At 37.2% G+C, this 23,718-nt stretch carries 24 protein-coding genes and 1 pseudogene; 2 read left to right on the forward strand and 23 right to left on the reverse strand.

The features are described from left to right. Window positions 1-114: 114 nt before the first annotated feature. Window positions 115-777, forward strand: a pseudogene (locus tag F6K18_RS17985) (IS1 family transposase); the annotation flags it as partial. Window positions 778-997: 220 nt separating this feature from the next. On the opposite strand, the gene F6K18_RS17990 reads toward F6K18_RS17985, so the two are convergent. The 5 genes from F6K18_RS17990 to F6K18_RS18010 all read right to left on the reverse strand — a co-directional run bounded on the left by F6K18_RS17990 (window position 998) and on the right by F6K18_RS18010 (window position 7,890). Beyond that, entirely contained in the window at window positions 998-2,362 is a 1,365-nt protein-coding gene (locus F6K18_RS17990; RefSeq protein ID WP_287522642.1) for an ATP-grasp domain-containing protein, read from the reverse strand. 751 nt (window positions 2,363-3,113) lie between these two features. Then, window positions 3,114-3,470, reverse strand: coding sequence for an aspartate 1-decarboxylase (gene panD, locus F6K18_RS17995; protein ID WP_124143152.1), 357 nt, complete (start codon window positions 3,468-3,470; stop codon window positions 3,114-3,116). A 260-nt stretch (window positions 3,471-3,730) separates the two neighbouring features. Beyond that, window positions 3,731-4,576 (reverse strand): O-methyltransferase, encoded by an 846-nt coding sequence (locus tag F6K18_RS18000; RefSeq protein WP_287522644.1) that lies wholly within the window; start codon window positions 4,574-4,576, stop codon window positions 3,731-3,733. Between the two features lie 227 nt (window positions 4,577-4,803). After that, entirely contained in the window at window positions 4,804-6,147 is a 1,344-nt protein-coding gene (locus tag F6K18_RS18005) for a sedoheptulose 7-phosphate cyclase (RefSeq protein ID WP_287522646.1), read from the reverse strand. A 1,569-nt stretch (window positions 6,148-7,716) separates the two neighbouring features. After that, window positions 7,717-7,890, reverse strand: a complete 174-nt coding sequence (locus F6K18_RS18010; protein WP_287522648.1) for a hypothetical protein — start codon at window positions 7,888-7,890, stop codon at window positions 7,717-7,719. 609 nt (window positions 7,891-8,499) lie between these two features. On the opposite strand from F6K18_RS18010, the gene F6K18_RS18015 reads away from it, so the two are divergent. Then, window positions 8,500-9,363 (forward strand): pentapeptide repeat-containing protein, encoded by an 864-nt coding sequence (locus F6K18_RS18015; protein WP_287522649.1) that lies wholly within the window; start codon window positions 8,500-8,502, stop codon window positions 9,361-9,363. Window positions 9,364-9,605: 242 nt separating this feature from the next. Here F6K18_RS18015 and F6K18_RS18020 read toward each other — a convergent pair whose 3' ends face one another. The 18 genes from F6K18_RS18020 to rpsE form a co-directional block, all read right to left on the reverse strand. Then, window positions 9,606-10,085: a hypothetical protein gene (locus F6K18_RS18020; protein WP_124143147.1), complete on the reverse strand. Its 480-nt coding sequence runs from the start codon at window positions 10,083-10,085 to the stop codon at window positions 9,606-9,608. An 855-nt stretch (window positions 10,086-10,940) separates the two neighbouring features. Then, window positions 10,941-12,050 (reverse strand): peptide chain release factor 1, encoded by a 1,110-nt coding sequence (prfA, locus tag F6K18_RS18025; protein ID WP_287522651.1) that lies wholly within the window; start codon window positions 12,048-12,050, stop codon window positions 10,941-10,943. Between the two features lie 121 nt (window positions 12,051-12,171). Then, window positions 12,172-12,423, reverse strand: coding sequence for a 50S ribosomal protein L31 (gene rpmE / locus F6K18_RS18030; protein ID WP_124143144.1), 252 nt, complete (start codon window positions 12,421-12,423; stop codon window positions 12,172-12,174). Between the two features lie 701 nt (window positions 12,424-13,124). Then, window positions 13,125-13,535, reverse strand: a complete 411-nt coding sequence (gene rpsI / locus F6K18_RS18035) for a 30S ribosomal protein S9 (RefSeq protein ID WP_124143143.1) — start codon at window positions 13,533-13,535, stop codon at window positions 13,125-13,127. Between the two features lie 5 nt (window positions 13,536-13,540). Beyond that, window positions 13,541-13,990 carry a 50S ribosomal protein L13 gene (gene rplM, locus F6K18_RS18040; RefSeq protein ID WP_287522652.1) on the reverse strand — a complete coding sequence of 150 codons (450 nt, stop codon included), beginning with the start codon at window positions 13,988-13,990 and terminating at the stop codon, window positions 13,541-13,543. 345 nt (window positions 13,991-14,335) lie between these two features. After that, window positions 14,336-15,154 carry a tRNA pseudouridine(38-40) synthase TruA gene (gene truA / locus F6K18_RS18045; protein WP_287522653.1) on the reverse strand — a complete coding sequence of 273 codons (819 nt, stop codon included), beginning with the start codon at window positions 15,152-15,154 and terminating at the stop codon, window positions 14,336-14,338. Window positions 15,155-15,476: 322 nt separating this feature from the next. Further along, entirely contained in the window at window positions 15,477-15,827 is a 351-nt protein-coding gene (gene rplQ, locus F6K18_RS18050) for a 50S ribosomal protein L17 (protein WP_124143141.1), read from the reverse strand. A gap of 170 nt (window positions 15,828-15,997) precedes the next feature. Next, the gene (locus tag F6K18_RS18055) at window positions 15,998-16,960 is read right to left on the reverse strand and encodes a DNA-directed RNA polymerase subunit alpha (RefSeq protein WP_287522655.1); all 963 of its coding nucleotides are present in this window, start codon (window positions 16,958-16,960) and stop codon (window positions 15,998-16,000) included. Between the two features lie 24 nt (window positions 16,961-16,984). Then, window positions 16,985-17,380, reverse strand: a complete 396-nt coding sequence (gene rpsK, locus F6K18_RS18060; RefSeq protein WP_124143139.1) for a 30S ribosomal protein S11 — start codon at window positions 17,378-17,380, stop codon at window positions 16,985-16,987. Window positions 17,381-18,189: 809 nt separating this feature from the next. Next, window positions 18,190-18,465, reverse strand: a complete 276-nt coding sequence (locus tag F6K18_RS18065; protein WP_338043122.1) for a zinc ribbon domain-containing protein — start codon at window positions 18,463-18,465, stop codon at window positions 18,190-18,192. An 18-nt stretch (window positions 18,466-18,483) separates the two neighbouring features. Further along, a complete protein-coding gene (rpsM, locus tag F6K18_RS18070) occupies window positions 18,484-18,867 on the reverse strand; it encodes a 30S ribosomal protein S13 (RefSeq protein ID WP_202225088.1) in 384 nt (127 codons plus the stop codon). A gap of 84 nt (window positions 18,868-18,951) precedes the next feature. After that, window positions 18,952-19,065 (reverse strand): 50S ribosomal protein L36, encoded by a 114-nt coding sequence (rpmJ, locus tag F6K18_RS18075; RefSeq protein WP_287522657.1) that lies wholly within the window; start codon window positions 19,063-19,065, stop codon window positions 18,952-18,954. 104 nt (window positions 19,066-19,169) lie between these two features. Next, on the reverse strand, window positions 19,170-19,394 hold the full coding sequence (gene infA / locus F6K18_RS18080; protein WP_008191178.1) for a translation initiation factor IF-1: 225 nt from the start codon (window positions 19,392-19,394) through the stop codon (window positions 19,170-19,172). Between the two features lie 252 nt (window positions 19,395-19,646). Next, a complete protein-coding gene (locus tag F6K18_RS37325) occupies window positions 19,647-19,817 on the reverse strand; it encodes a hypothetical protein (RefSeq protein ID WP_375341329.1) in 171 nt (56 codons plus the stop codon). Window positions 19,818-20,017: 200 nt separating this feature from the next. Next, a complete protein-coding gene (locus tag F6K18_RS18090; RefSeq protein WP_287522659.1) occupies window positions 20,018-20,614 on the reverse strand; it encodes an adenylate kinase in 597 nt (198 codons plus the stop codon). Next, complete coding sequence (secY, locus tag F6K18_RS18095; protein WP_287522660.1) at window positions 20,614-21,954, reverse strand: preprotein translocase subunit SecY; 1,341 nt, start codon at window positions 21,952-21,954, stop codon at window positions 20,614-20,616. Before secY ends, F6K18_RS18090 begins: the two co-directional genes overlap by 1 nt. 274 nt (window positions 21,955-22,228) lie before the next feature. Further along, window positions 22,229-22,684, reverse strand: a complete 456-nt coding sequence (gene rplO, locus F6K18_RS18100) for a 50S ribosomal protein L15 (protein WP_287522662.1) — start codon at window positions 22,682-22,684, stop codon at window positions 22,229-22,231. A 485-nt stretch (window positions 22,685-23,169) separates the two neighbouring features. Then, complete coding sequence (rpsE, locus tag F6K18_RS18105; protein ID WP_287241294.1) at window positions 23,170-23,703, reverse strand: 30S ribosomal protein S5; 534 nt, start codon at window positions 23,701-23,703, stop codon at window positions 23,170-23,172. Window positions 23,704-23,718: the final 15 nt, after the last annotated feature.

Consider the following 23,718-nt stretch of genomic DNA (forward strand, 5'->3'; position numbering starts at 1 on the left):
AGCTTTGATACCATTTTTTTGGCGTTGCATAGAGTGCGGGATGAATGATATGGTCTGACAGAGGAATAACTGAGGGAGCAAATCTAGGAATGTCCAGACTGCTATTCTACTCATATTCGTAAGAATGGTCATAGACGTGGGAAGCAAAACCACATCTGTGTTAATTGTGGTCGTCAGTTTGTATCCCTACCCAAAATTCAACCAGGATACAGTGATGATACTCGTCAAATCTGTCTGAGAATGTATGTCAATGGTATGGGATGAGCGAGGTATAGAGTGGGTTACAGGAATTCACCATACCACCATGATCCGATGGGTAATGGCAGTGGGACAACAGTTACCAGATGCCTAGGACCCGGAGGATATTCCGGCAGTTGGGGAACTTGACGAGCTACAAACTTTTGTGGGTTCAAAAAAAACAAAATCTGGGGAGTGGACAGCAGTTAACCACTTTCCAGCAGGTATCTTAGCTTGGGTGGATTGAGACCATAGCGCATTGACTTTTGAACCTCGTTTGGCAGATTGTGAGATTTGACGCATTGCTTCTTCTAGGTTACTGATGGGTTCAAAGTTTACCCCCAATATAAATTCCGGATGGCGATCAGATTGTGAGCAAGACCTACATGACCACAGTTGAGGGAGAAAATACAGGTCTTTGGCATGATCTAGCTCGCTTAATCACGCCAGACACTATGCTATTCCAAGTCAAATTAGATGCTCAAACATTCTATGAGACTACTAATTCACTACCTTAAGTTTTGGGATGTGCCTGTTCCCTTTAGATTCATCCCCCCCTCAGCAACGCCATTTTTTTGGTTGTCAATCATCTTTTTACTCAAAGATACATCTTTTGTCAAGTATTTCTACTCCCTATTATTCATAAAATTATTTTGTCAAATTTGTATTACACAAACCCGGTTTGTTAATCTCAATCCCAGTAGAAATATAGTTTTTATTTTTTAGTTTCTGAGTTTACAGTCTACAGAAATCCAATTGATTAATCTCCCCCTAATTCTACCAGTTTTCCAATATTAAAATCAATTCTTACCCACCCTTTTAATTTTTGCAGATTACTTAACAAAAGTAAAGGAATTTGCCAATGATGTACCATCAAAAATGGTAAAGGGTCATTCACTTGAAAAATACCATCTGTTCCTTGAAAAATTCTGTTAATCCAACTTTTTAATTGCCCCAAAGATCTCATTCCTGTCAGTCGCCATAATTCATGGTAAGTCCAATAAGTAGGTTTACTATTTGGCAGTGGTATTAGTGAGGCTTCATTTTCATCTTTACTATCTTTCAAATAAGCATCTGCTACTCCTGGATGGTCGTGAAACGTAGTAATAGCTGAGTGAGTTCTGGGGTTACATTCAATGGGATAAACTCGACCATCTTCTGTTTGAATAAAGTCAAAGGAAATTTGCCCAGTAATATCTAATTCTCTGACAAATTTTTCTACCCATTGATAGATTTGAGGTCTATCTAAATGATGATAATTGACTTGAAATTCTGATGATTCGCAACAACAATAGAGTCTAACTTTACCCTTTCTGACAGTGCTATGGGTACAATATTCTTTGCCTTTCACAAATTCTTGCATAATCCAGGGTCTCTGTTCGCTAATCGGCAAACTATTGACAAATTCCTCCATTTCTGCTTTAGAATTCATGGGCAGTTTTGTCATATCTAAACGACGCACTGAATCGTAAGGAATACTTTTGAGAATATATTTACTCCCATCAGTAGCAAAGTCAAAATTGAGAACTTGTTCGGGATTTGTAATTAGAAATGATTTAGGTACAGATAAACCAAAACTTTTAGCTTTTTCAATAAATGTAAATTTATTATCTAATAGTTGCGTAATTTCAGCGTCAAAATGCAATACTTCACAATGTTCCGATATAAGTGGTTTTGCTAAAGATTCATAGTAGCTTCCTGCCGGACTAGAAACTGGGATAAATACATCTATCTTTTCTTTTTTAATAATCTCTAATAATCCTTGATAATAGCCCTCCCAATCTTTTTGGGGAAAGGGTAATGTGTAGAAGCCTGAAACAGCATTAGAAAATCTATTTCCTGATAACCAATATTTATTTGCTTCTAGCAGAAAAACTTTGTGTCCTGCTGCATGGAATGAACGGGCAAGTTGCAAACATTTTGTCATTTTTGCGCCCGTAATTAGGATGTTTTTTGGGTTTTCAGCTACTACTTTTTTTTGAAAAGGTTGACTGATAAAATTCCATAGCAGCGATGGTATTACCTTTAGTAAATTCAACGGTAAAACAATTAACAATAAAATCAGAGAACCGAGATTTTGGAACAGTGCATAAGCACGTCCTTGGACAAATAAAATTAGTGCCATGTTATTATTTATAATAAGCAAAAAAAAAGTTAAGTTTTGGAGAACAAAAATTTATAGAACTTACGCATGAAGGCTATTTGTAGTAGACTTACACAGCTAAAACTGTGCAATAGATTTTTATTTTTAGGTGTCTTTATCTCCCCTACTCCTCACCCCAATGACCTAATACACCATTTTAAGGTGTATCAATTTAGTAGGGTGTGTTAGCGCTAGCTTCAACAATTAATAATTAATAATTACCGAAAAATTGTGGGTATGCGCCTCCCTTTTTAAAGGGATAAAAAAAAGAGACTATTCCTGATATCAAGCCTCCTTATTGCAGAGGTACTGATAACTGATAACTGATAACTGAAATGACCTCTCCTTGAAAAGAAGAGAATTGACGTGGTAGGGAAAATTTTTTCTTTTTTCTCCTTTAAAGGAGAGGATTTTTACCTTAATTATTCGGTAACAAACCAAAACCCTATATCTATTGTCAGTGCGTAAGTCCTGATTTAGCTACAAAGGTAGATATAAATAGGGTTTACCGATCGAATATCAAAGTATTGATAAATAAAGGCTTGAGCATTTTGAGGATCGAAAAAAGTGCGCCTGTTTCAGTTGAAAATGCTCAAAAAGCTAGTATTTTGGGCTGACTATAGCAGAAAAATCACTCTTACAATTCTTACTCCTACCTCCTCGCTCATTCCCATTTCTCCTGACTCGGTTCTCCTCCCCCTGCTAAAAGACTTTTGAGCGCAAACCCTAAATATTAGCTTTTCTGTAGAGGATTATTATTTTTATCCACTAAAATAACTTGAGGACGATGTAGAAGTGCTTCTTCTGGTGTCATTTGAGCATAAGCGATGACTATTATCTCGTCCCCAACAGCATTTATTCGGGCTGCTGGACCGTTGAGGCAGACAATACGACTACCCCATTCCCCTGGAATAGTGTAGGTTTCTAGCCGTGAACCGTTATTGACATTAACTACTTGTACTTTTTCATAAGCTAATATACTGGCAGTTTTTAGTAGTTCTTCATCAATGGTAATTGAACCCTCATAATATAGTTGTGCTTCAGTTACTTTGAGTCGATGCAGTTTACTCTTAAAAATTGTCAGTAGCATTTTGTTATAGTTATTTGTATCGGTAACAATTATGATGTTATATCATGTCCGGTAGCATCGGTATTGTATAGCAAGGGTAGGGAACACTTAACTGGGAACAGGGAACAGGCAAGAATACTTAAGAGCAAGAACAAAACTTAAATTCCCTGTAGATATTCACCTTTGGGTTTACACTAATGATACCAGCGGACATGATGTTACCGAATATTCAGGAGTTATATCCAATTATTTATTGGGTTAATAATATCCTCAAACCATAACTACTTTCGTTTAATAATAGTTACCCCATCTCGTAAAGGTAGCAAAACTTGTTCTACTCTGGGATCTTCTGCAACAAAACGGTTAAATTTAGCGACCGCTTCTCCATTAGCAGCACGCTTTTCTGATGGGAGATAAGGTTGCCCTTGCAATAAAGTATTATCAACACAAATAAATCCATTTGGTGCTAATAAATTTGTATCTAAGAGAATTCTGAAATATTCTATATACTCTTTTTTATCGGCATCAATAAAGACTAAATCAAAAGTTTCTCCGGCATCTGCCAACTTTTGCATAGTTTCCAAAGCTGGTGCAACTTCGACTGATATTTTCTTCCCAGCGGGAGACTTTTCAAAACAAGCTTTAGCAAAGTCAGCTACATATTGATCGACTTCACAAGCAACTTCATGTCCATCTTCTGGCAGCGCTTCTGCCATTGCCAATGCAGAATACCCGGTAAACATTCCAATTTCTAGGATACGTTTCGCTCCAGTCATGTGAACGAACATTTTGAGAATTTGCCCCTCAATATGCCCAGATAACATTTCCTGTTCTAACTGGCGCACTGTTTCGCCATCAGAAAATCGTAAATTCCAGGGTTCCCGGCGAGTCTTTTCTGCTAATGCTGCCAACGCATCTGACTCCTGGGTAGTATTTTTTTCAATGTAGGGGTCAAGACCTTCTGCTAATTGGTAAGCATCTTTAATCGCTTCAGCAAGTTTGGCAGGTATTTCTACAGTTTCTGCCATCTTGACAGTTTTCTCAAGTTGTTCTACTAAAATACCCAATGGCGTAACTGGTCTGGCAGTTTTTGTATTTACAGTTTCTGTATTGACAACGGTTATCATATTTCTATTCCATTACTACTGGATAAGTAGGATGGGCAAAGACTAAATCATCTATAGCATACGAAAACTAACTTTTAGCCTAAGCATTACAAGGCTTTGAGATTAATTATCGCAGAGGTCTGATGAAAAGTTTGCAGTCTTTGCCCACTATTGTTCTTTTTTTCAAAAGGGAGTAGGGAGGAATTTCTTGTTTTCTCCACCCCACATCACAACTTCTATTATTTATTTTACTCCAAACCAAGGTCACTTAAATACATTTGTTCGCCTTTTCCTTCATTTGGCACAGAGGTACAAAAATTCTTATGTTCCTCCACAGCAGATATTAATAAGTCTGAGGGAACTTCTCCAGCAAAACTACAACTACCAATACCTGTAGGTAAAGGTGCCCATAACCCACTACTACCGCGCTTGCGACGCATATTTTTCTGTCCTTGAATCATCAAATCACTGTCTTCGAGGATAGGATGATAAACTGATAAACCAAGAGAAGAACATAGTGCAACTATTCTGTCGCGATCGCCTTTTTCTAACCAACCCATTTCCATTGCCAAGGTTGCTCCAAAAGCCATACCAATAGTAACAGCATGACCGTGCATCAATTTGACAGCTGGCTCAAACTTCGGACTCCAGGTGTGACCGTAAGCATGGGGTCTGTCTTGATAGGTCTCGAACATATTTGTTCCCTCATGCTTCATGTAGGAATACAATGCTCGATAAATTACTTCATCAGCTACCTGGGTCAGTTCCTCATCCGCATCAAAGTTAGCAAAATGGGTTTCAATTAACCGTGGGCCGTATTCTTCTAGTAAATCAAATAGCACTGGGTCATCAGTTACTGCCATTTTGATAATTTCTGCCATCCCATTACGGATATGACCTTTTGCCAAAGTACGGAATAAGCTACGGTCTACTATTGTGATAACTGGGGGATGATAGGAACCAATACTATTTTTAAATAGCTGACCATTTGTGCAGGTACGAGGAGATGGTCCAGCATCAATAGCTGCAACAATAGAACTTCCGATCATCACATAAGGTGTTCGTCGGTGCTGCAAAGCACAGGCCAAACCTGCTACATCGCTGAGTACGCCACCTCCAATGATTAGCACGGGTTCGTTGCGGGATACATCACAGCCATCTTTACCTAAGAATTGGAGTATTCGCTGAACTGTTTCTGGAGTTTTGTCTGATTCCCATGCACGACAGACTAGAGTTTCTAGGGGAATCTCATTGTGCTTAAAGTAAGCTTGCAGTGATTCTCCATAAAGTTCATCGACTGTTTGATCGACAACTGCTACACAACGACCACGACTTTTGTAGATTTCTGCCAAAACTGGGTTAGATGGGTCTAATACTCCATATACCAACTTTACTTCTGACTTGAGAGTAAAGGTTGCAGAAATTTCAAATGAGCGACCATCTTCTACCGCCTTAATTTCTCCACGACCATCGTACCACTCTGAGGTTCGGTACTTCTTTGCATGATCGCGCCGAATACTGGGGTCAAATGTGAAGTCTGGTTTGCTGATTTCTTTGGTTAATGCTTTAGGCGGGAATATTGTGTTGGTCATAATTTTAGTTAGTTAATGGTTTTCTTTGAAATTTTACTTCTTATAACACACAATCGAAGTTTTTGGTTGTACTTAAAGTCAGTTTAGCAGCACATTATAGTACACCACATCAATGGTGTTTAGGGATATTACTATTTGCTTAGAGAAGTTTTTTCATTAATGCTAATTCAACAACTAATATTTCACAATTAATAATTAATAATCACCTTTTGTTCAAAAGAATATGACTGACTAATACCAGTATCATCAAATATTGCTACAGTAGTTTATTTTCCTGGTAAAAAATAGATATTAATACTGTAACCACCTTTGTATTTATTTGAGTTCAAAAGGCATAATAATGATTTTTTTCCTTGAAAGTATAGGCTTTAAGCCTAAAATTATTAATTATCAATTATTCAGTGAATTATTTTTGCTACTACAGTATTTTCGATCGGTGTACTCTAGTACTGAATGTAAATAGTTTAGTACATTCTACAATTGATTTCGATCGCTATCTAGGAAATATCTACGAACTCCTTAGAAATACATTGAAGCAATTTTAGACATCATAAACATAGACAATCTTTGTATAATTTAAAGATTGACTGATGCTATAGACTTAGGAATTCCTCTTGCAAGAGGCTAACCAGGTACTAATGATCGCTATTTTGTAAACACCAAAACCTCTTGTAGCTTCCTTATTTGATAGCAAAACTTAATTAATATCATCATTGGTGTTTTATTGTTATTTTACTTCTTCTCAAGATTATAGTAGAAAGCCAATATTCTTGTCGATCTCCTAACTTCCACTTCAAATTACAACCGTGATTCACGTTTTGATCTGGATTTAACGGCTGCTTGATAGGTATTATGTTTAGCATAGTTGTCAAATCCTTATATTAATAACTAATGGACTGATTTGGTAATTTTAATTATGGCGACGTGAATCTAACTTACATTTGTGTTTGCGATCGCTTTTAATTCTTTAGCAGTTTGAATTACAAATTACCTCATACCGAAGGAATATTTTAGTAATGCTACTAAAATAACAAGCTTAATTTATGCCTGAAGGCAGGCAAGGTAAAAGTTCTACATTTTCAACACTGTTAGGAGGTTGGAAGTTTGTGCCTCACTTTTAGGGAAGTCACCCTAGAAAAATACTTCATTATCTATGAAATTGTATTAGTGAGGAATGCGTTTTCTCCCACTTTCCAAACTTCATTTCACTATCTTGAGGTTTTAGCCAACACATTTTCAAGGTTTACTGTGTAGCTATTTTCCCCATTCATTCAATAAATTTGGTAGAGCCGTTAGATCACCAAGATATGCTGACGTTTTTAGTAATATCCTTAAATTAGGGACATTTAATTTTTTGGACTTTACTAATAAATTCACTTTTGGTTTGCAATGGTTAGGTCATGGCTCTTCAAATATGTTAACTATTGTTCTCGTTTGTTAGTTTAACTCTTGATTCGTATCATTTTACTTAATATTAAGTAAATCTTTATTAACTTTTAATAATTATACATAAATTTAATTAATATTATGCATATATATGATTTTTATCTGATATAATAAATATTTTGATTAACTTTTTTTTTTAAGACTATAGCTAGAAATACTTAGAACTACATCAGCAAAATGTGGAATAAGTAATATCATGTCTGGAATAATAACCCTGAAAAAACTTTCTCTTCCTTCTTCTTTTCCTCCTATATAACCTAATTTGGTATCTTGACCTTGATGATAATTTTGAGCCATGGAGTCGTCCGTGAGATAGAGGCAATAGGAGAAAAAGGTGGAAAAATATTCCCATACTCCTCCATAAAGAGTGTGGGGAGTGTGGGGAGTGTGGGAACCAACCCCTAACCCCTCCCAGGATGGGAATATTGAGAAAGATTTGGCAATGGCGCTCAGATGGAAAATTTCTTTATATCGAAGTTAAACGGATTTGATATAATCAGGATCTTTAGTTCTGCTGTATTGCTATGTTCGACTATGAACCCAAATTCAGTTGAAGTAAGGGATTTAGCCGATACACCAATCTTTGGCAATATCATTCCATAACGTCCAACTCCTTAATAATCGGTATGTTCGGTGGGTTACAGTGAACAATTAAGATTTTGGTTTGCGACTCATAATTATTGTCGCCTAACCCACCCTACTAGCGCGTCAAGCTTGAAATAGTGTTTTAGGAAAATTCTCCAAACCTTAGTCAAAGCAAGAATTATACTCAAAAATTTAATACACCATTTTCAGCTTGACACGACACTACGCCTGGATTTAACATTCCTTTTACAAACAGTCTCTTATAGTTATTACTCCATAACAGAAATATATAAATATCTCTAAGAAGTTATCTAATAAAAAATGGCAAATAAAGAATATCTCGCCCTACTTAATCGGGGTATAATTACATGGAATGAATGGAGACAGAAAAATCTACATCTACAAGCAGATATTACTAATGTCAACCTCAGAGGTATTAACCTGCAAGGTATTAATTTTCAAGGAGTAAATCTCACAGGAGCGAATCTCTGTTTAACTCAATTAAAAACAGCTAACTGTAGTGATGCTAATTTAACTTCAGCTCAACTGATTCATGCTAACCTTACTTCTATTAATCTTCAGGGAGCTAATTTAAGATATGCTAATTTGATTTCTGCAGATCTAAGACAGGCTAACTTAATAGACGCTGATTTAGTTGATGCAAATTTAATTGGAACTGATTTACAAAATGCTATTTGTCGATATGCTGATGCTACTTCAGCAGACCTGAGAAGAAGCAACTTAGCCAAAGCAGATTTAATAGAAACTAACTTCAGTTATGCTAATCTTAGTCATGCTAATCTCCATGAAGCTGAATTGATTGGGGCTTATTTTTACCAGACTAATTTAGACAAAGCTAATCTGATTGAAGCTCATCTGAGTAGAATTCATTTATCAAATGCTTCTTTAAAGGAAGCAAATCTTTATAAAGCAGATTTTAGGTTTGCAAACCTCAAAAAAGTTAATTTTCTAGGTGCAAATTTGAGGGGGGTTTATTTCCGAGGAACTAATCTAAGTAAGGCTATTTTAATTAGAGCTGATTTGAGAGGTGCTGATTTGAGAGGTGCTGATTTGAGAGGTGCTAATCTTACTGATGCTTTAATTAATGATATTAACCTTTCTGAAGCTAATCTTCAGGAAACAATTATGCCTAATGGTAAAGTTAATTATAATTATGAAACTTGATATTTTTAGTATTTTAACTACATAGTTAAAATACCATTTATGTTTGAGATATGAACAGGGAATTAAATATTTTAGAAAATAGGGAAGAGGTGTAGATTTGAAAAAGTTTTTGTAAGCAGAAAAAATAATAATCTAATTGAAAAACTCATCTAAATAGATGATAAATCATATTAATTAAAATTTAAGACATACTCTAAGACCGAGAAAATCAAAAAACTAAGTGCTAATGACAAATTACAATATTATTCGCTAGGGCCTTCTAATATTTCTTGTACTTCATTATTAGTTTTGCCTAAAATTCTTGCTATAGGTCCTACTAAGTTTGTATCTACTGCTTTGCCTGCATAAATATCTTTGAGTTGCTCAGGAGAAATTTTATGAATATCACAAAATTTAATAAACTCATGGCCACTAACCTGCAGTTGTTCTTGCCTTTCTCGCAACAAGAGGGCTACCGCTCTTGGTCCATATTTAGGTCGTTCAGCCAGAGCTATATATTTCTGCATTAAGTCATTAACTCTACTTCTTTTTCCTCCCACCCTTCGCAGTAAATCTAGACAAGCTAGCCTTAAAGCTTTGTGTAACCTTTCCTGCTCATTCATAACTTCTAGAATTTCTTCGGCATATTCAGGTTTACAAATGCCCACTAATTCTCCATCATTTAAAATTGGCACATAGAAACCCATTCCACATTCCCAAGATAATTCTTCATTGGTAGTCATGCCCAAATCTCCTACTTTTCTTTAATTTGCTAGAATTAGAATAGTTTACTACGTTATATCAAATTCATTTCTGAGCTGCATAGAATAATATACAACCCATATTCCGCACCACAAAATGTCGTATAGAAGAAGGAGTCAGGAGTCAGAATTTACGAGAAAATCATAGCTGCAGTGATTGAGTAAACAATCAAGCAAGTATTTATGATTAATTATTTACTCGGGATTTGATGAACGAAAAAAGTAATTGAGATGATTTGCATAGTATAAATACCTACCAACCTACGGATTTTTATAATACTTTTAATGTTACAAATCGAAGTGCGGAATGTGGGATACAAGACTTATATCATGTTCGGACGGGTCAGTTATAAATAGGGTTTGCTGATTAAATCTCAAAATATTGATAGATAAAGGCTTTAGTCTTTTTTTTGTCGAAAAAATTGCCTGGTTTTCAGTGCCTCAAGCTCATGCTTATGAGCATTTTGAGCAGACAAGGGCAGAAAAATCAAGGGACAAAATATCCAACTACCTCCTCTATAATTCCCATTTATCCTGACTCAGTCCTCCTGACTCGGTTCTCCTCCCTTTACCATGCATACTTTTTCAGCAAACCCTAAATAAAATTGGTGTTGCTGAAATTTAATGGTAAGTAGCTGAAGGTAAAATTGAAAAACTTATGTTTTACATAGCTAAAAGTCTTATACTATCAGCTTTTTATCCCCCCTATTGCCTGTTCCTGCGCACAGCGCTATACTTGCTAATATAAGCATATTTTATAAAAAAAACGAGAACTTTGTCCTCGCTTTTTGAGTGATATTTATATTATGTGAATAAGTCCATTTCACAAAATGTCAATTAGACTGACATTGGAGTAGATGTGGATGCTGCCAACTCTTGCAAACGTTCCTGCTGGTCTTGGGTAATACAAGCTTGAATTACATTTTCTATATCTCCCTCAAGAAGAGGTGCAAGGGAAAAGTTCTGACTCAAGCGATGATCTGTCACCCTATTATCTTTATAGTTATAAGTCCGAATTTTTTCTGAGCGGGAGCCAGTACCTACTTGCGATCGCCTCATCGAACTAACTTCTTGTTGTTGCTCTTGTAGCTTAATCTCATAAAGTTTAGCTCGTAAAATTTGCATTGCCCTCTCTCTGTTTTGTAGCTGACTGCGCTCCTGAGTACAGAAAATTCTAATTCCTGTGGGTTTATGAAATAAATCCACAGCAGTTTCCACCTTGTTCACATTTTGTCCACCTGCTCCACCAGAACGAGCCGTTGTTAGTTCAATATCTTTTGCATCTATTTCCACTTCTACATCATCCACTTCTGGCATGATGGCCACCGTTGCCGTTGAAGTATGTACCCTCCCACCTGCTTCTGTCACTGGAACTCTTTGAACCCGATGAACTCCTGCTTCAAACTTCAGCTTACTATAAACCTGTTCTCCCTTAATCTCTAAAATTGCTTCTTTAAAACCTCCCATATCTGCTAAAGATTCACTCAGTAAACTCACCTTCCATTTTTGAGTTTCTGAGTAACGGGAGTACATTCTCACCAGATCCCCTGCCCAAATACTAGCTTCATCCCCTCCTGTACCAGCTCTAATCTCCAACATAATATTCTTATCATCGTTGGGGTCTCGTGGTAGTAGGGCAATTTTCATTTGAGTTTCCAGAGATTCCAGCTTGACTTCCAATTCCTCTACTTCCATTCTGGCCATCTCTTCCATTTCTTGGTCGCCACCAGCTTCTTTCAATATTTCCTTAGCATCCACTAATTCTTGCTGACTATTTTTCCACTCTTCATAAGTATTTACCACCTCTTCTAATGAGGAGCGTGCCTTAGCTACTTTTTGGAACTCAGTTGGATCTTTTGCAATATCTGGATCTGCTAAACGTAGAGTTAATTCATTGTAAGTTTGCTCAACGGATTTTAATTTTTCTAGTAAATATGTTTCAGCCATTGTCAGTTGTCCCTTGTCTTAATTAGTATTTTATTTATGGGGAATTTTTTGTGAGATGTTGATGTTAATTGTTGTCTGTAATATTTTATAGACAACTAATTAAGGACAATTGACATTCCAGCTATTTTTTATCTTTACTCTTTTTAGATTTAGAGCTTTTCCCTCCATCTTTTTTACTATACTTACGCATAAATCTCTCAACTCTTCCTTCAGTATCAATAATTTTCTGAGTACCTGTAAAGAAGGGATGATTTCCGGACCAAACATCAACATTAATCTCTGGTTTTGTTGAACCAATTGTCATTACCACTTCACCATTACAGTAAACTTTGGCTTCTGGATACCACTCAGGATGAATACCAGCTTTAGGCATTTTCTTTACTCTACTTAAAATTACAAATATTTTTTCTATAAAATATCTTAGCTTATTGCACTGAATTGACAAAGCTAATTTTGTGCATTCAATTGTTGGGTTGGGGGCGGGTTCATCTAAATAATTTGTAACACCATTAACTTAATGCAGAACCCGCCCCTACTACACTATTGCAAAATTTTAGATGTGTCATACCAATTTTATAAATTTTTGCTACAAATATTTGGACTGTTTCGAGTAGTCAATAGTCAATAGAAGTAGCTTTTATTCTCATTTTTTGCCATGAAAAAATCTATTCTAGTAAATTTGCATCTGACTTAAATTACTTTAGTTGACTAAACTATTCGTAACATTCTTTTTTCAAATTGGTATCACGCCACTAGGGTCTGTCATCAATTAGAACTATAAGCTTTGTGAGTCAAGGTTTTTAGCGCCTGTAGTCTTTCCAAGCCAAAAGTTCAAAACTCTTGCTACATAGTACTTTCAGATTTAATTGATGAAACGCCCTACTATAGCGCTATTGAAAATTTTATCAAAAGACATCTGGTAAAAATCAAAAATCAAATCAATTCTTATCCATAAATTATCAATTATTTCTCCATGTTCCCTGTTCCCTGTTCCCTGTTCCCTCTTTTCTAGAGATGTCTAAAGTTTTTGCCAATTATCATCAATCTTGTAACAATTGGCATTTTTTTAGTATATCATCGTTTAGAATATTGAGGTGCTTTACGAGCTTTGCGTAAACCATACTTTTTCCGTTCTTTAGCCCGGGGGTCGCGAGTTAAATATCCTTCTGTCTTTAGAGGTTTACGGTTATCTGGGTCTAACTGGCACAAAGCTCTAGCAACGCCTAATTTAATAGAATCAGCTTGTCCTGTTAACCCACCTCCTGTAGCTTTCACTAGAATGTCATACTCATTTTCCAAACCTAAAGTCTCTAGTGGAGCTTTAGCCGATGATAAATAACCATGATTATATTGTAGGTATAACTCACCATCCTTGCCATTAATAATCAATTTGCCTGTACCTGGAACTAGGCGTACTGAAGCGATCGAGGACTTACGACGACCAGTACCCCAATACATAGCACGGCCACTTTCTTTTGCTTGCATTATTTTTATTCTCCTGGAGTAGTTTCAATAATTAACGTTTCAGGTTTTTGAGCTTGGTGAGGATGGTCAGGTCCTGGATAAACTTTTAGTTTAGCATGAAGTTTTCTGCCTAGAGAATTTTTTGGTAGCATTCCGTAAACTGCCTCCTCAATAATTCTTTGAGGCAAACGAGCTTGCAACTTAGAAAAAACCTCTGTTTTCATCCCTCCTGGCCTTCCAGAATGGCGACGATAAAGTTTCTGACTACTTTTTTTACCAGTTACATTCACCTTTTCAGCATTAACGACAATCACAAAATCTCCTGTATCGAGATGTGGAGTATAAGTTGGTTTATTCTTACCCCTAATAATCATCGCAATAGCAGTAGCTAATCGCCCTAAACGCTGTTCTTTAGCATCAATAACATACCATTTTTGCTCTAGAGTCTTCAGTGGTGGAACGTATGTTGTATTCATAATTTACTTAATTTAGTTGTTTTTTTTACTGCTTATATTGGCTTTTATTGTCAGTTTAATCTGATGGAATTATTCGCTCAGTTTACCCAATTGTCAGTTATTATTCTTTGATACTTAATCAGGAATTACGCATTTTTCCGACATAAACACTATATGTACCATAGTGCTATAGTTTTTATCTACTATATGTAGTGCCTTTGCGTAATTCCTGTTAATGGAAAGTCTCAATAGAGATACTTATAGCGGTTTTTTAGAAAGAAGTCTCCAGTAACAGCAGTGAGTAAACCAGTTTCGCAACATTTTAGGAGTGACTGAATCCATCAAAGTAGCGATCGCCTGCTCTAATCAATAAAAAATAAATTGAGGCATATTATTATACCAAACTTCTTGAGTAAAAGGAAATTCCAGATAACCAACCCGCAATAAACATAGGCCACTAGCCGGAGCTGAGTGCTTCACAACTTCCCTTCTTTGATTAACCCAGATATCTGTAAAATTTTCCACAGATAGCTTCTGCTGACCCACTTGAATGAGTAACCCCACCAATAATCGCATCATCCCATATAGAAACCCACTAGCTTGAACCTCTATATGAATAAATGGTCCCTGACTTTCACACTTCACCTCTTGTACATCTACCCAAGAATGAGGACGAGAAGAGCCAGCTCTTTGAAAAGCAGCCAAGTGATGACGGCCAATTAAAGGATTCAAAGCTGCTTGAATCAACAATGGATCTAACTGTGCTTGATAGTAATGCCAAACAAAAGGCATCACAAACAAATTAGGCCGTTTTTCTGTATATAAAGTGTAGCGATAACGCCGCGAAGTTGCAGAAAACCGAGCGTGCCAGGTAGATTCGACTTGAGCCGAACTTGCGATTAAGATATCATTAGCTAGCCGTGAATTGAGAATAGTAGCCCACTTATGGGCAGGAATTGGGCCTGAAACATCGAAATGAGCTACTTGTGCTGCTGCATGAACTCCCGCATCCGTTCTTCCTGCACCATGTAATATTACAGGCTGGTTAACCACAGAAGAAATAGTATTTTCAATCTCTTCTTGTACAGTTCGTTGATTTGGCTGTCTTTGCCACCCATGAAAATGAGTGCCTTGATATTGAATTACAAGAGCAACACGCCGAAGTAAAAGTTGGTTATTAGCCATGGGAAAGTTGAAAGTTTTTAAAGCTTAAAAGTCAATCTTTGTCACCATTAAATTTTTACTATTAATAAAATGGTCAAATACTAACTTTTTCTGATTTATTTCCCACACTACCCCTTACCGAATAATTACCGAATAATTAAGGTTTAAAGCCTCACCTTTAAGAGAGAAACAAGCGGTCGAGGGATGGCGAGGTCTCCTCGCTGTCCTTCAATCGACCAAGAGAGAAAAATTTTTCCTTTGAGTCAATCCTCTTGTTTTCAAGGAGAGGTAATTATTAATTATTAATTATTCATTATTCATTATTCATTATTGAATACAGACCTTAAACCAGTTCAATAATTGCCATTTCTGCGTTATCTCCACGACGGCGAACAGTTCTTAAAACACGGGTATAACCTCCATTACGAGAACCGTATCTATCCTGTGCTCCTTCAAATAGAGAGTGAACTAGCTTTTTGTCATAGATATAACCTAAAGCTTGTCGGCGAGCTGCTAACGATCCATCCTTTGCCAAGGAAATCATTTTTTCTGCTTCTGACTGTACAGCTTTAGCACGGGTTTTTGTGGTAGTAATCCTACCATGACGGATTAATTCAGTTGCTAGAGACCGCAGAAGAGCGCGACGCTGATCTGCTGGTTTTCCTAGCTTTGGAACACGACGACTATGACGCATGACTACTTTGAGTATCTAAAATATTTGAGCTAATTTTTTCAATTTGTGTTTCCGTACTGCTACTAACAGCTTCAAAAACTCAGTCGGTCATCTTTGAAAGCAAATAGTATTTCAGATTGACATTTTTGATGCCATTGACAAAAACTGGTTTAATTTCTAACTTTTGGCCTCTAAGTAGCTTTAGCAACTTTTTCTTGAGGTAAAGTTATTCCCAAGCGTTTCTGTAAAGCTTCTATAACTTCCTCAGCCGATTTTTGACCAAAGTTTTTGATCTCTAAAAGGTCTTCTTGACTGTACTCCAGTAGGTCTGCAACAGAGTTAATTTGCGCTCTTTTCAGACAGTTATAAGCCCGAACCGATAGTTGTAATTCTTCTATTGGAATCTGACTTGTTGGGTCTGTAGGCTCTCCTGATGGAGCATCTGCCATATTAGTAATATCTTTAAGTGGCTCAAACAAACTCATTAAGATACTAGCAGCATGACTCAAAGCATCTTGAGGTGTGTAACTGCCATTTGTCCAAACCTCCATAATAAGTCGGTCTTCTTCTATAGAGCTACCTATACGAGCTTCAACTGTATAGTTAACCTTACGAACTGGCATAAAAATGGCATCAATTTGCAGAAAATCAAGAGCTGTAACATCATCGCGAGTACGATCTACCGCTCTATAACCAGTCCCTTTCTCAATTCTAAACTCCATTTCCAGAATTGACCCAGGAGATAGGGTAGCGACATATTGGCTGCGATCGATTATTTCTACCTCCGAAGGTACATCAAAACGATCTGCAGTTAATGTTGCTGGCCCTTCTATCCTGACTCTACCAATTTGTGGTTGGTTGGAATGGCTTTTGAGAACAACCTCTTTCATGTTCAGTAGGATCTCTAGAACATCTTCCCTTACCCCTTTGATTGTGGCAAATTCATGATTAACCCCAGCTATCCTCACTGATGTAATGGCTGTTCCTTCTAAGTTAGATAGTAGAACCCGCCTCAGTGCATTCCCTACTGTTGTCCCTTGACCGCGAGCTAGTGGCTCTATAATAAATTTTCCGTACTGACTACGATCTTTGTCAGTTTTAGACTCTATACACTCGTAATGAAACTGCGCCACGGAGTGACCTCCCTTGAACATTGAACCCCAGAGTTAATAATTTGATTAGACTCTACGCCGTTTTGGTGGACGGCAGCCATTGTGAGGAATTGGGGTAATATCTCGGATCAAAGTTATCTCTAGTCCTGCCCCTTGTAAAGCCCTAATAGCAGTTTCTCTTCCTGCTCCAGGACCACTAACCATTACTTGAATCTGACGCATTCCTTGGTCGTTAGCTCGACGTGCTGCGCTTTCTGCTGCTGTTTGTGCGGCAAAGGGAGTTCCTTTTTTTGCTCCTTTGAAACCACTAGAACCTGCTGATGCCCAAGAAATTACTTCACCATTCAAGTCAGTAATGGTTACAATTGTATTATTGAAGGTAGACTGAATGTAAGCCACCCCATTGGGCACATTCTTTTTTTGCTTTTTTGCACCTGTTTTTTTACCTGGTTGTCGTGCCATATTTGTCTTTATGAGTGGTATCTTAAGGTAATAATGTACTTTTCTCAGAACAAGTTGACTTATTTCTAATCTTAAACTTATAAGAATTGTTTACTTTGATATAGCTTTAAAAGCTATGCTATATCCTTATATGACTAGCTAGAAATATTGTATTTTGGTTTTACATGACTTAATGTCTGAGAAATAAACTTTTTTGCTGGCTATTGAATTTTTAAATGCTATACTTTTAGTAGTAATACCCACATTTTACTTACATATGAGAGATGATTTTTTTGCGCCAGTAAAGTTTTTACTTTTATTTACTAGAACTATGAGTCTAGAGTTTTTGTTGTAATATCTGAAGTAGCAGATTTTTTGTGTTTCAACCCTGGCAAGTTTTTCTCACTTAAGTCAACAGACTTAACTATAAATAATTCTTTTTTCTCCTTAATTTAATAGTTATAATTAGACAATAACAATTGACTTTCAGAGTTGATCGTTTAATTCGATTAATTTCTTTTCAATCTGACTGAATTACATTACTATAATCACTGTCAATTACTCATAATTTCAGATCATTTGCTATTATTAATAGTATTAATAATTTGTTTGTACTTAAGTAAGCTATACAGAAATAGAATTAAGACTTAAGTAGATAATCAAATCAAATAATACTCAGTAGCAAGTAAGGCTTTAACTAAATTGTTCCCCCCCTTTGGCGAGCTTGGTCTTTACTAATGATAGTAATAGTTTTACTTGACATCCTCCCGGCATTGAATCTAAAGATTACAACGCGGGATTCCTAACCATCACAGGTTAGGTCTTTCTGCTTAAATGCAAGCCCTCCGGAGCTTAATCCTTTCAGGCCTTACAGTCACTCCACAGACTGACACTGCGAGTCCCGCAGCTTTCTTGGTGGGCGTTCCCTTGCGTCTGTCGCCGACGCGGGTTCCCATCCGCAAAATATTTATACTAGCGTTGATATCTCTATCATGGTGAGCTGGACATTCTGGGCAATCCCACTCTCTAATATGTAGAGGTAGTTTATCTACTACATCTCCACAGTCTGAACAAAGCTTAGAACTGGGAAAGTATCTATCAATCATAAAGATAGAACCAAACTTCTATTTCTTAGCACTAGCTTTTTTCTTACCAGCTACAGTTCGACGTACACCTCTACGAGTTCTAGCGTTGGTACGAGTTTGCTGTCCTCTAACTGGTAGACCCATTCTGTGCCGACGACCTCGGTAAGTACCAATGTCCATCAATCGCTTGATGTTCATGGCTTCCAATCGTCTTAGGTCTCCTTCTACTTGGTAGTTATTCTGAACCATAGAACGAAGTGCTGCTATATCAGCATCACTTAAATCCTTAACACGGGTATCAGGGTTTACACCAGTTTCATCTAAAATTTCTTGAGACCGAGATAGTCCAATTCCATAGATATATGTCAGACCAATTTCTATACGCTTATCGCGTGGGAGGTCTACTCCTGCAATTCGTGCCACTTTACTTTATCTCCATTACCTTAAAATTAAACTTAAACTAGGTTAATTAGTAGGCAACAATCTGATGCCTGTGTCAAAATATGCTTAACCTTGACGTTGTTTATGTTTGGGATTAACGCATATAACCATTACTCGTCCTTTACGACGAATAACACGACACTTTTCACACATTTTTTTGACAGATGCTCTAACTTTCATGCCTTATTATGGCAATACTACAAATTTAGTATTGTATCATTTACTAATGTTTTCAGCAAGTAGATAATTTCTCTACAAATTATTGAGTAGAGATTAGAACGTTACTACTTTTTCCGCAGCCGATATGTAATTCGACCTTTTGTCAAGTCATAAGGTGTTAACTCTACCTTGACTCGATCGCCTGGTAAAATTTTGATGTAATTGCGACGAATTTTACCAGAAATATGAGCTAGCACATTAAACCCATTATCTAGGTCTACCCTGAACATAGCATTCGGTAGGGACTCCGTCACTGTACCCTCCATTTCTATGAGATCTTGTTTTGCCAACTGTTAATCACCTCAACGCTGCAAGTAACCAATTTTTTATATTGGGAACAGCCTGTTATTTCAGGTGATTCCCCTCAACATAATCCTATCAAAAAGTTTTTAATTTTCAGAGGTTATTGAGCATGAGCCATACAGAATATATCTGCTTCATAAAACTGATACAAAAGGTCACGAACAGTGACAAATTGATGTTTACTTCATGCTTTCCTACTACGGAATGCTACGCAAACCACTGAGACTGTCGGCAGTTACTCATCTACAGGCATTAACGGTCAAGCCAACCGCATCTATTAAGTGGGTCTTACATCCTGAGGAAACCTCCCCTATTAGCCCTCGCTTTTTTAAATTAATTGACGCATTCAGGTCACGGTCTATTGACACCCCATATTCTGGACAATCATAAATCCTCAGACTTAATGGCATCTGTTGGACATGACCGCAGTTGGAACAAGTCTTTGATGATGAAAAAAATCTATCTACTATTCAGAGCTGCACTACCGTACTATTGGCACTTATACTCAAGCTGTCGCCTAAGCTCATCAAACCCTTGGTCTATAATTTAGAGATATACAACCAAATATTTAAGGTAGAAAAAATTGATCAAAATCTAATTCTCATTTACCCTATGATGATATATTAACCGATAGCTTGAGAGAATTAGTCACAGCATCAACAGACTGATTTCCATCTATTGTAACTAGCTGTTTACGTTCTTTGTAAAATTCAATCAAAGGTTGTGTTTGTTGATCGTAGACTTTTAGACGATTTCTAATAGTTTCCTCATTATCATCTTGCCTACCTCTTGATAATAAGCGACTGACTAAAACTTCATCTGGAACTTGTAAATTTATGACCATCAAAGAATTACTAATTTCAGCTTTTTCTTCTTGAGTGTCATTTCCATTTTTACTTACAGATAAAAGTTTTTCTACAAAATGTGCTTGAGCTACATTTCTAGGAAACCCATCTAGAACCCAACCATTTTGAGCATCATCTTTTTTCAGTCTTTCTTCAACCATGTCAAGGATGAGTCCATCGGGAACTAAATCACCTTTGTCCATGTATTCTTTCGCTTGTAAACCCAGGGGTGATTTTTCTGACACATTATTGCGTAAAATATCACCTGTAGAAATATGAGGAACTTGGTAAAAATCTGCTATTCGAGATGCCTGTGTTCCCTTACCCGCCCCTGGCGGACCTAAGAATATCAGTTTTACCACTATTGCTTCACCATTCCTTCGTATCTCTGAGAGATAACATAAGTTTGAATTTGTTTTGCTGTGTCTATTGCTACACCTACTAGAATTAATAGAGAGGTAGCTCCTAATCCTCTAAAAGTAGGTACACGGGTTGCACTTTCTACTGCCGTAGGGATAATTGCTACTAAACCAAGGAAAATAGCTCCTAGGAAAGTCAACCTATTCAAAACTTTCTCTATATAATCGCTAGTAGTTTTACCTGGACGAATACCTGGGATACTTGCCCCCATTTTCTTCAGGTTCTGCGACATATCCACTGGGTTCATAATTAGGGAAGCGTAGAAATAACTGAAGAATAAGATTAGAACAAAGTAAAATAGAGCATATAACCAAGGAGTAGGGCCACTAGGACTGATAGAAGTAATAATCTGAGATAAAAGTGGATTGTTAGAAAACTGAGCTAAAGATACAGGTAATATGAGAACGGCAGAAGCAAAGATAATTGGCATTACTCCACCTTGATTTAATCGTAAAGGTAAATAGCTTTTTGTTTCCCGATAAAGTTTTCTACCTACTTGACGACGAGCTGAAAGTATGGGAATTCTGCGACTTCCCTCTTGTACAAAGACAATACCCACAATCATCACTAGGAATACCAGAAGCAGAACAATCGCACGACCGACAATAGCACGGTCTCCTCCTTCAAACAATTTAATTGTGTCCCCTAGTGACTGAGGTAAAACAGCAACAATGTTGACAAAAATCAACAATGATGCTCCATTACCAATTCCTCTTTCTGTAATTAATTCAGATATCCACATCACAAACATGGAACCTGCTGTAATTGCTAAAACAGTCTTAGCAATAAATAGAGGCCCCGGGTTAATCGCTACACTTACCGACGAGCCATTGATATTTGCAGATGAACTATTCAGAAATATTGCTAAACCAAAGCTTTGTAACACTGACCATCCCAAGGCCACATAGCGAGTGATTTGAGAAATTTTACGACGCCCTGCTTCACCTTCATTCTTTTGCAGATTTTCTAAACTGGGTAAGGCTGCTGTCATCAATTGAATGATGATCGAGGCATTAATATAAGGTATGATACCTAATGCAAAAATACCTAATGCCGAGAAACCTCCACCAGAAAACAGATCGAGAAATCCAGTTAAAGCCTGATCTCCGATACTTGCTTCAAAAGCTCCTCTATTTATTCCTGGTACTGGTAAGTACACACCTAGACGCACCAAAAGAAGTAAACCTATTGTCACTAGCAGTCGCCCCCGCAAGCCTGCTGCTTGGGCCATCTGCAAGAATGTTTCTTGAGCAGTTGGTGACTTGTCTCTACTAATGTCCATATTTATTTGAGATTTATATTTTATATTTTTGATTTTAGCAAAATTAGGTAGAATCCTCCGCTTCTAGAGATTTTATTTGTTTGAGCAGTCAGGTTTTTTCTTCAACTAAAGGTTTTGAGACTCTACTTGAGATCACCTAAAAAAACTAGAAAGTTTATCAAAATAATTGGGTCGCGCAACCCCACCTTTTAAGGCGAAATACTTTTGGAGAGTTGCTCACGCATCCCCGTCACAAAAATCACTTCTGACTTCTGACTTCTGACTTTTGACTTCGTTATTGGTTCGATCCTATCTGTTGACAACTACCACCTGCTGCTTCTATTTTGGAACGAGCTGTAGCTGTAAATCCTATAGCATGAACATTTAGTGCAACATTCAACTCTCCATCTCCGAGGACTTTGAGGGGTCCATCATTACTTGTAATAATTCCCGCTTCCATTAGAGAGGCAAGAGTTACCTCTGTGTTCGCTGGTAATGATGCCAACTTACCCACATTGATAATTGTATATTTCTTCCGATTTACCATCGGAAAGCTTTTTAACTTTGGCAAGCGACGATAAAGAGGATTTTGACCACCTTCAAAACCCGGTCTAGTACTGCTACCAGACCGAGATTTTTGACCACGCATCCCCTTACCACAACTTGCACCTTGACCTGCTGAGATTCCTCTGCCTAATCTACGAGGGCGTTGCTGAGAACCTTTTTTAGGAATTGCATCTTTTAATCTCATATTGTTTTATCTTGCTACCTTTGAATTTGCCATGAAGATTAAGATTCAAATTTTATCTTTTCTTTTGCTGGTTTAATACCCTACTGTCAGCACGGGTACTTAAAATTGTTTGGGGTTTGTAGATACGGAGTGGCGTGTCGAAGACTGTAAATAAGCAATTAGACCTTCTGCCTTCTGCCTTCTGCCTTCTGCCTTCTTCAATACCTAACTAACTAATGTTAAGTCTATAGCAAAGAATAAGTTGGTTAGGACTTATGCGGATAATAAACAGTAAGACAGGGAAATATTTTTCCCACTGTTGCCTGTTGCCTATTCCCGAAGAATTAATAATTAAATAATTAAATAATTCAGGTAAAAATCCTCCCCTTTCAAGGGGAAACAAGAAAAAATTTTCCTTTTATTCAATCCTATCCGTTTTTAGGGAGAGATAATTATCAATTATCCATTATCAATTATCAATTATTGAACTATTCCCTATTCCCTGCTTAAGCATATAGATGTTCCACAGGTAGGTCTCTTTCTTGAGCAACATCGGCCAATGTTCTCAAAGCAGATAAGGCGTTAACAGCAGCTCTAGCATTGTTTAATGGATTATTAGACCCTAACTGCTTGGCTAATATATTCTGAACACCTGCTAGTTCAAGAACTGTTCTCACAGCTCCCCCCGCGATAACTCCCGTACCTGGTGCGGCTGGACGCATTATCACTTTAGCTCCACCACCAAAACCATTGACAAGGTGAGGAATAGAGTTAGATTTTGTGAGAGGTACTTCTACTATATGTTTTTTGCCATCCGCAACTCCTTTCTTCACAGCACCGATAACATCTGCTGCTTTACCCACTCCTACGCCTACTTGACCTTTTTCATTGCCTATGACAACGATAGCCCGGAAACTCAGGTTTTTACCACCTTTAACTACTTTAGTGACTCGGCGGATTTGGACAACCCTTTCCTGCCATTCACTTTCTTTCTCTTTTGTACGGTTATTTTTTTTACGACGTTGCTGCTGTTCTGCCATAGTTGTTACCTTTTG

The organism is Okeania sp. SIO2C2 (assembly GCF_010692625.1).
Classification (GTDB): Bacteria; Cyanobacteriota; Cyanobacteriia; order Cyanobacteriales; family Microcoleaceae; genus Okeania; species Okeania hirsuta.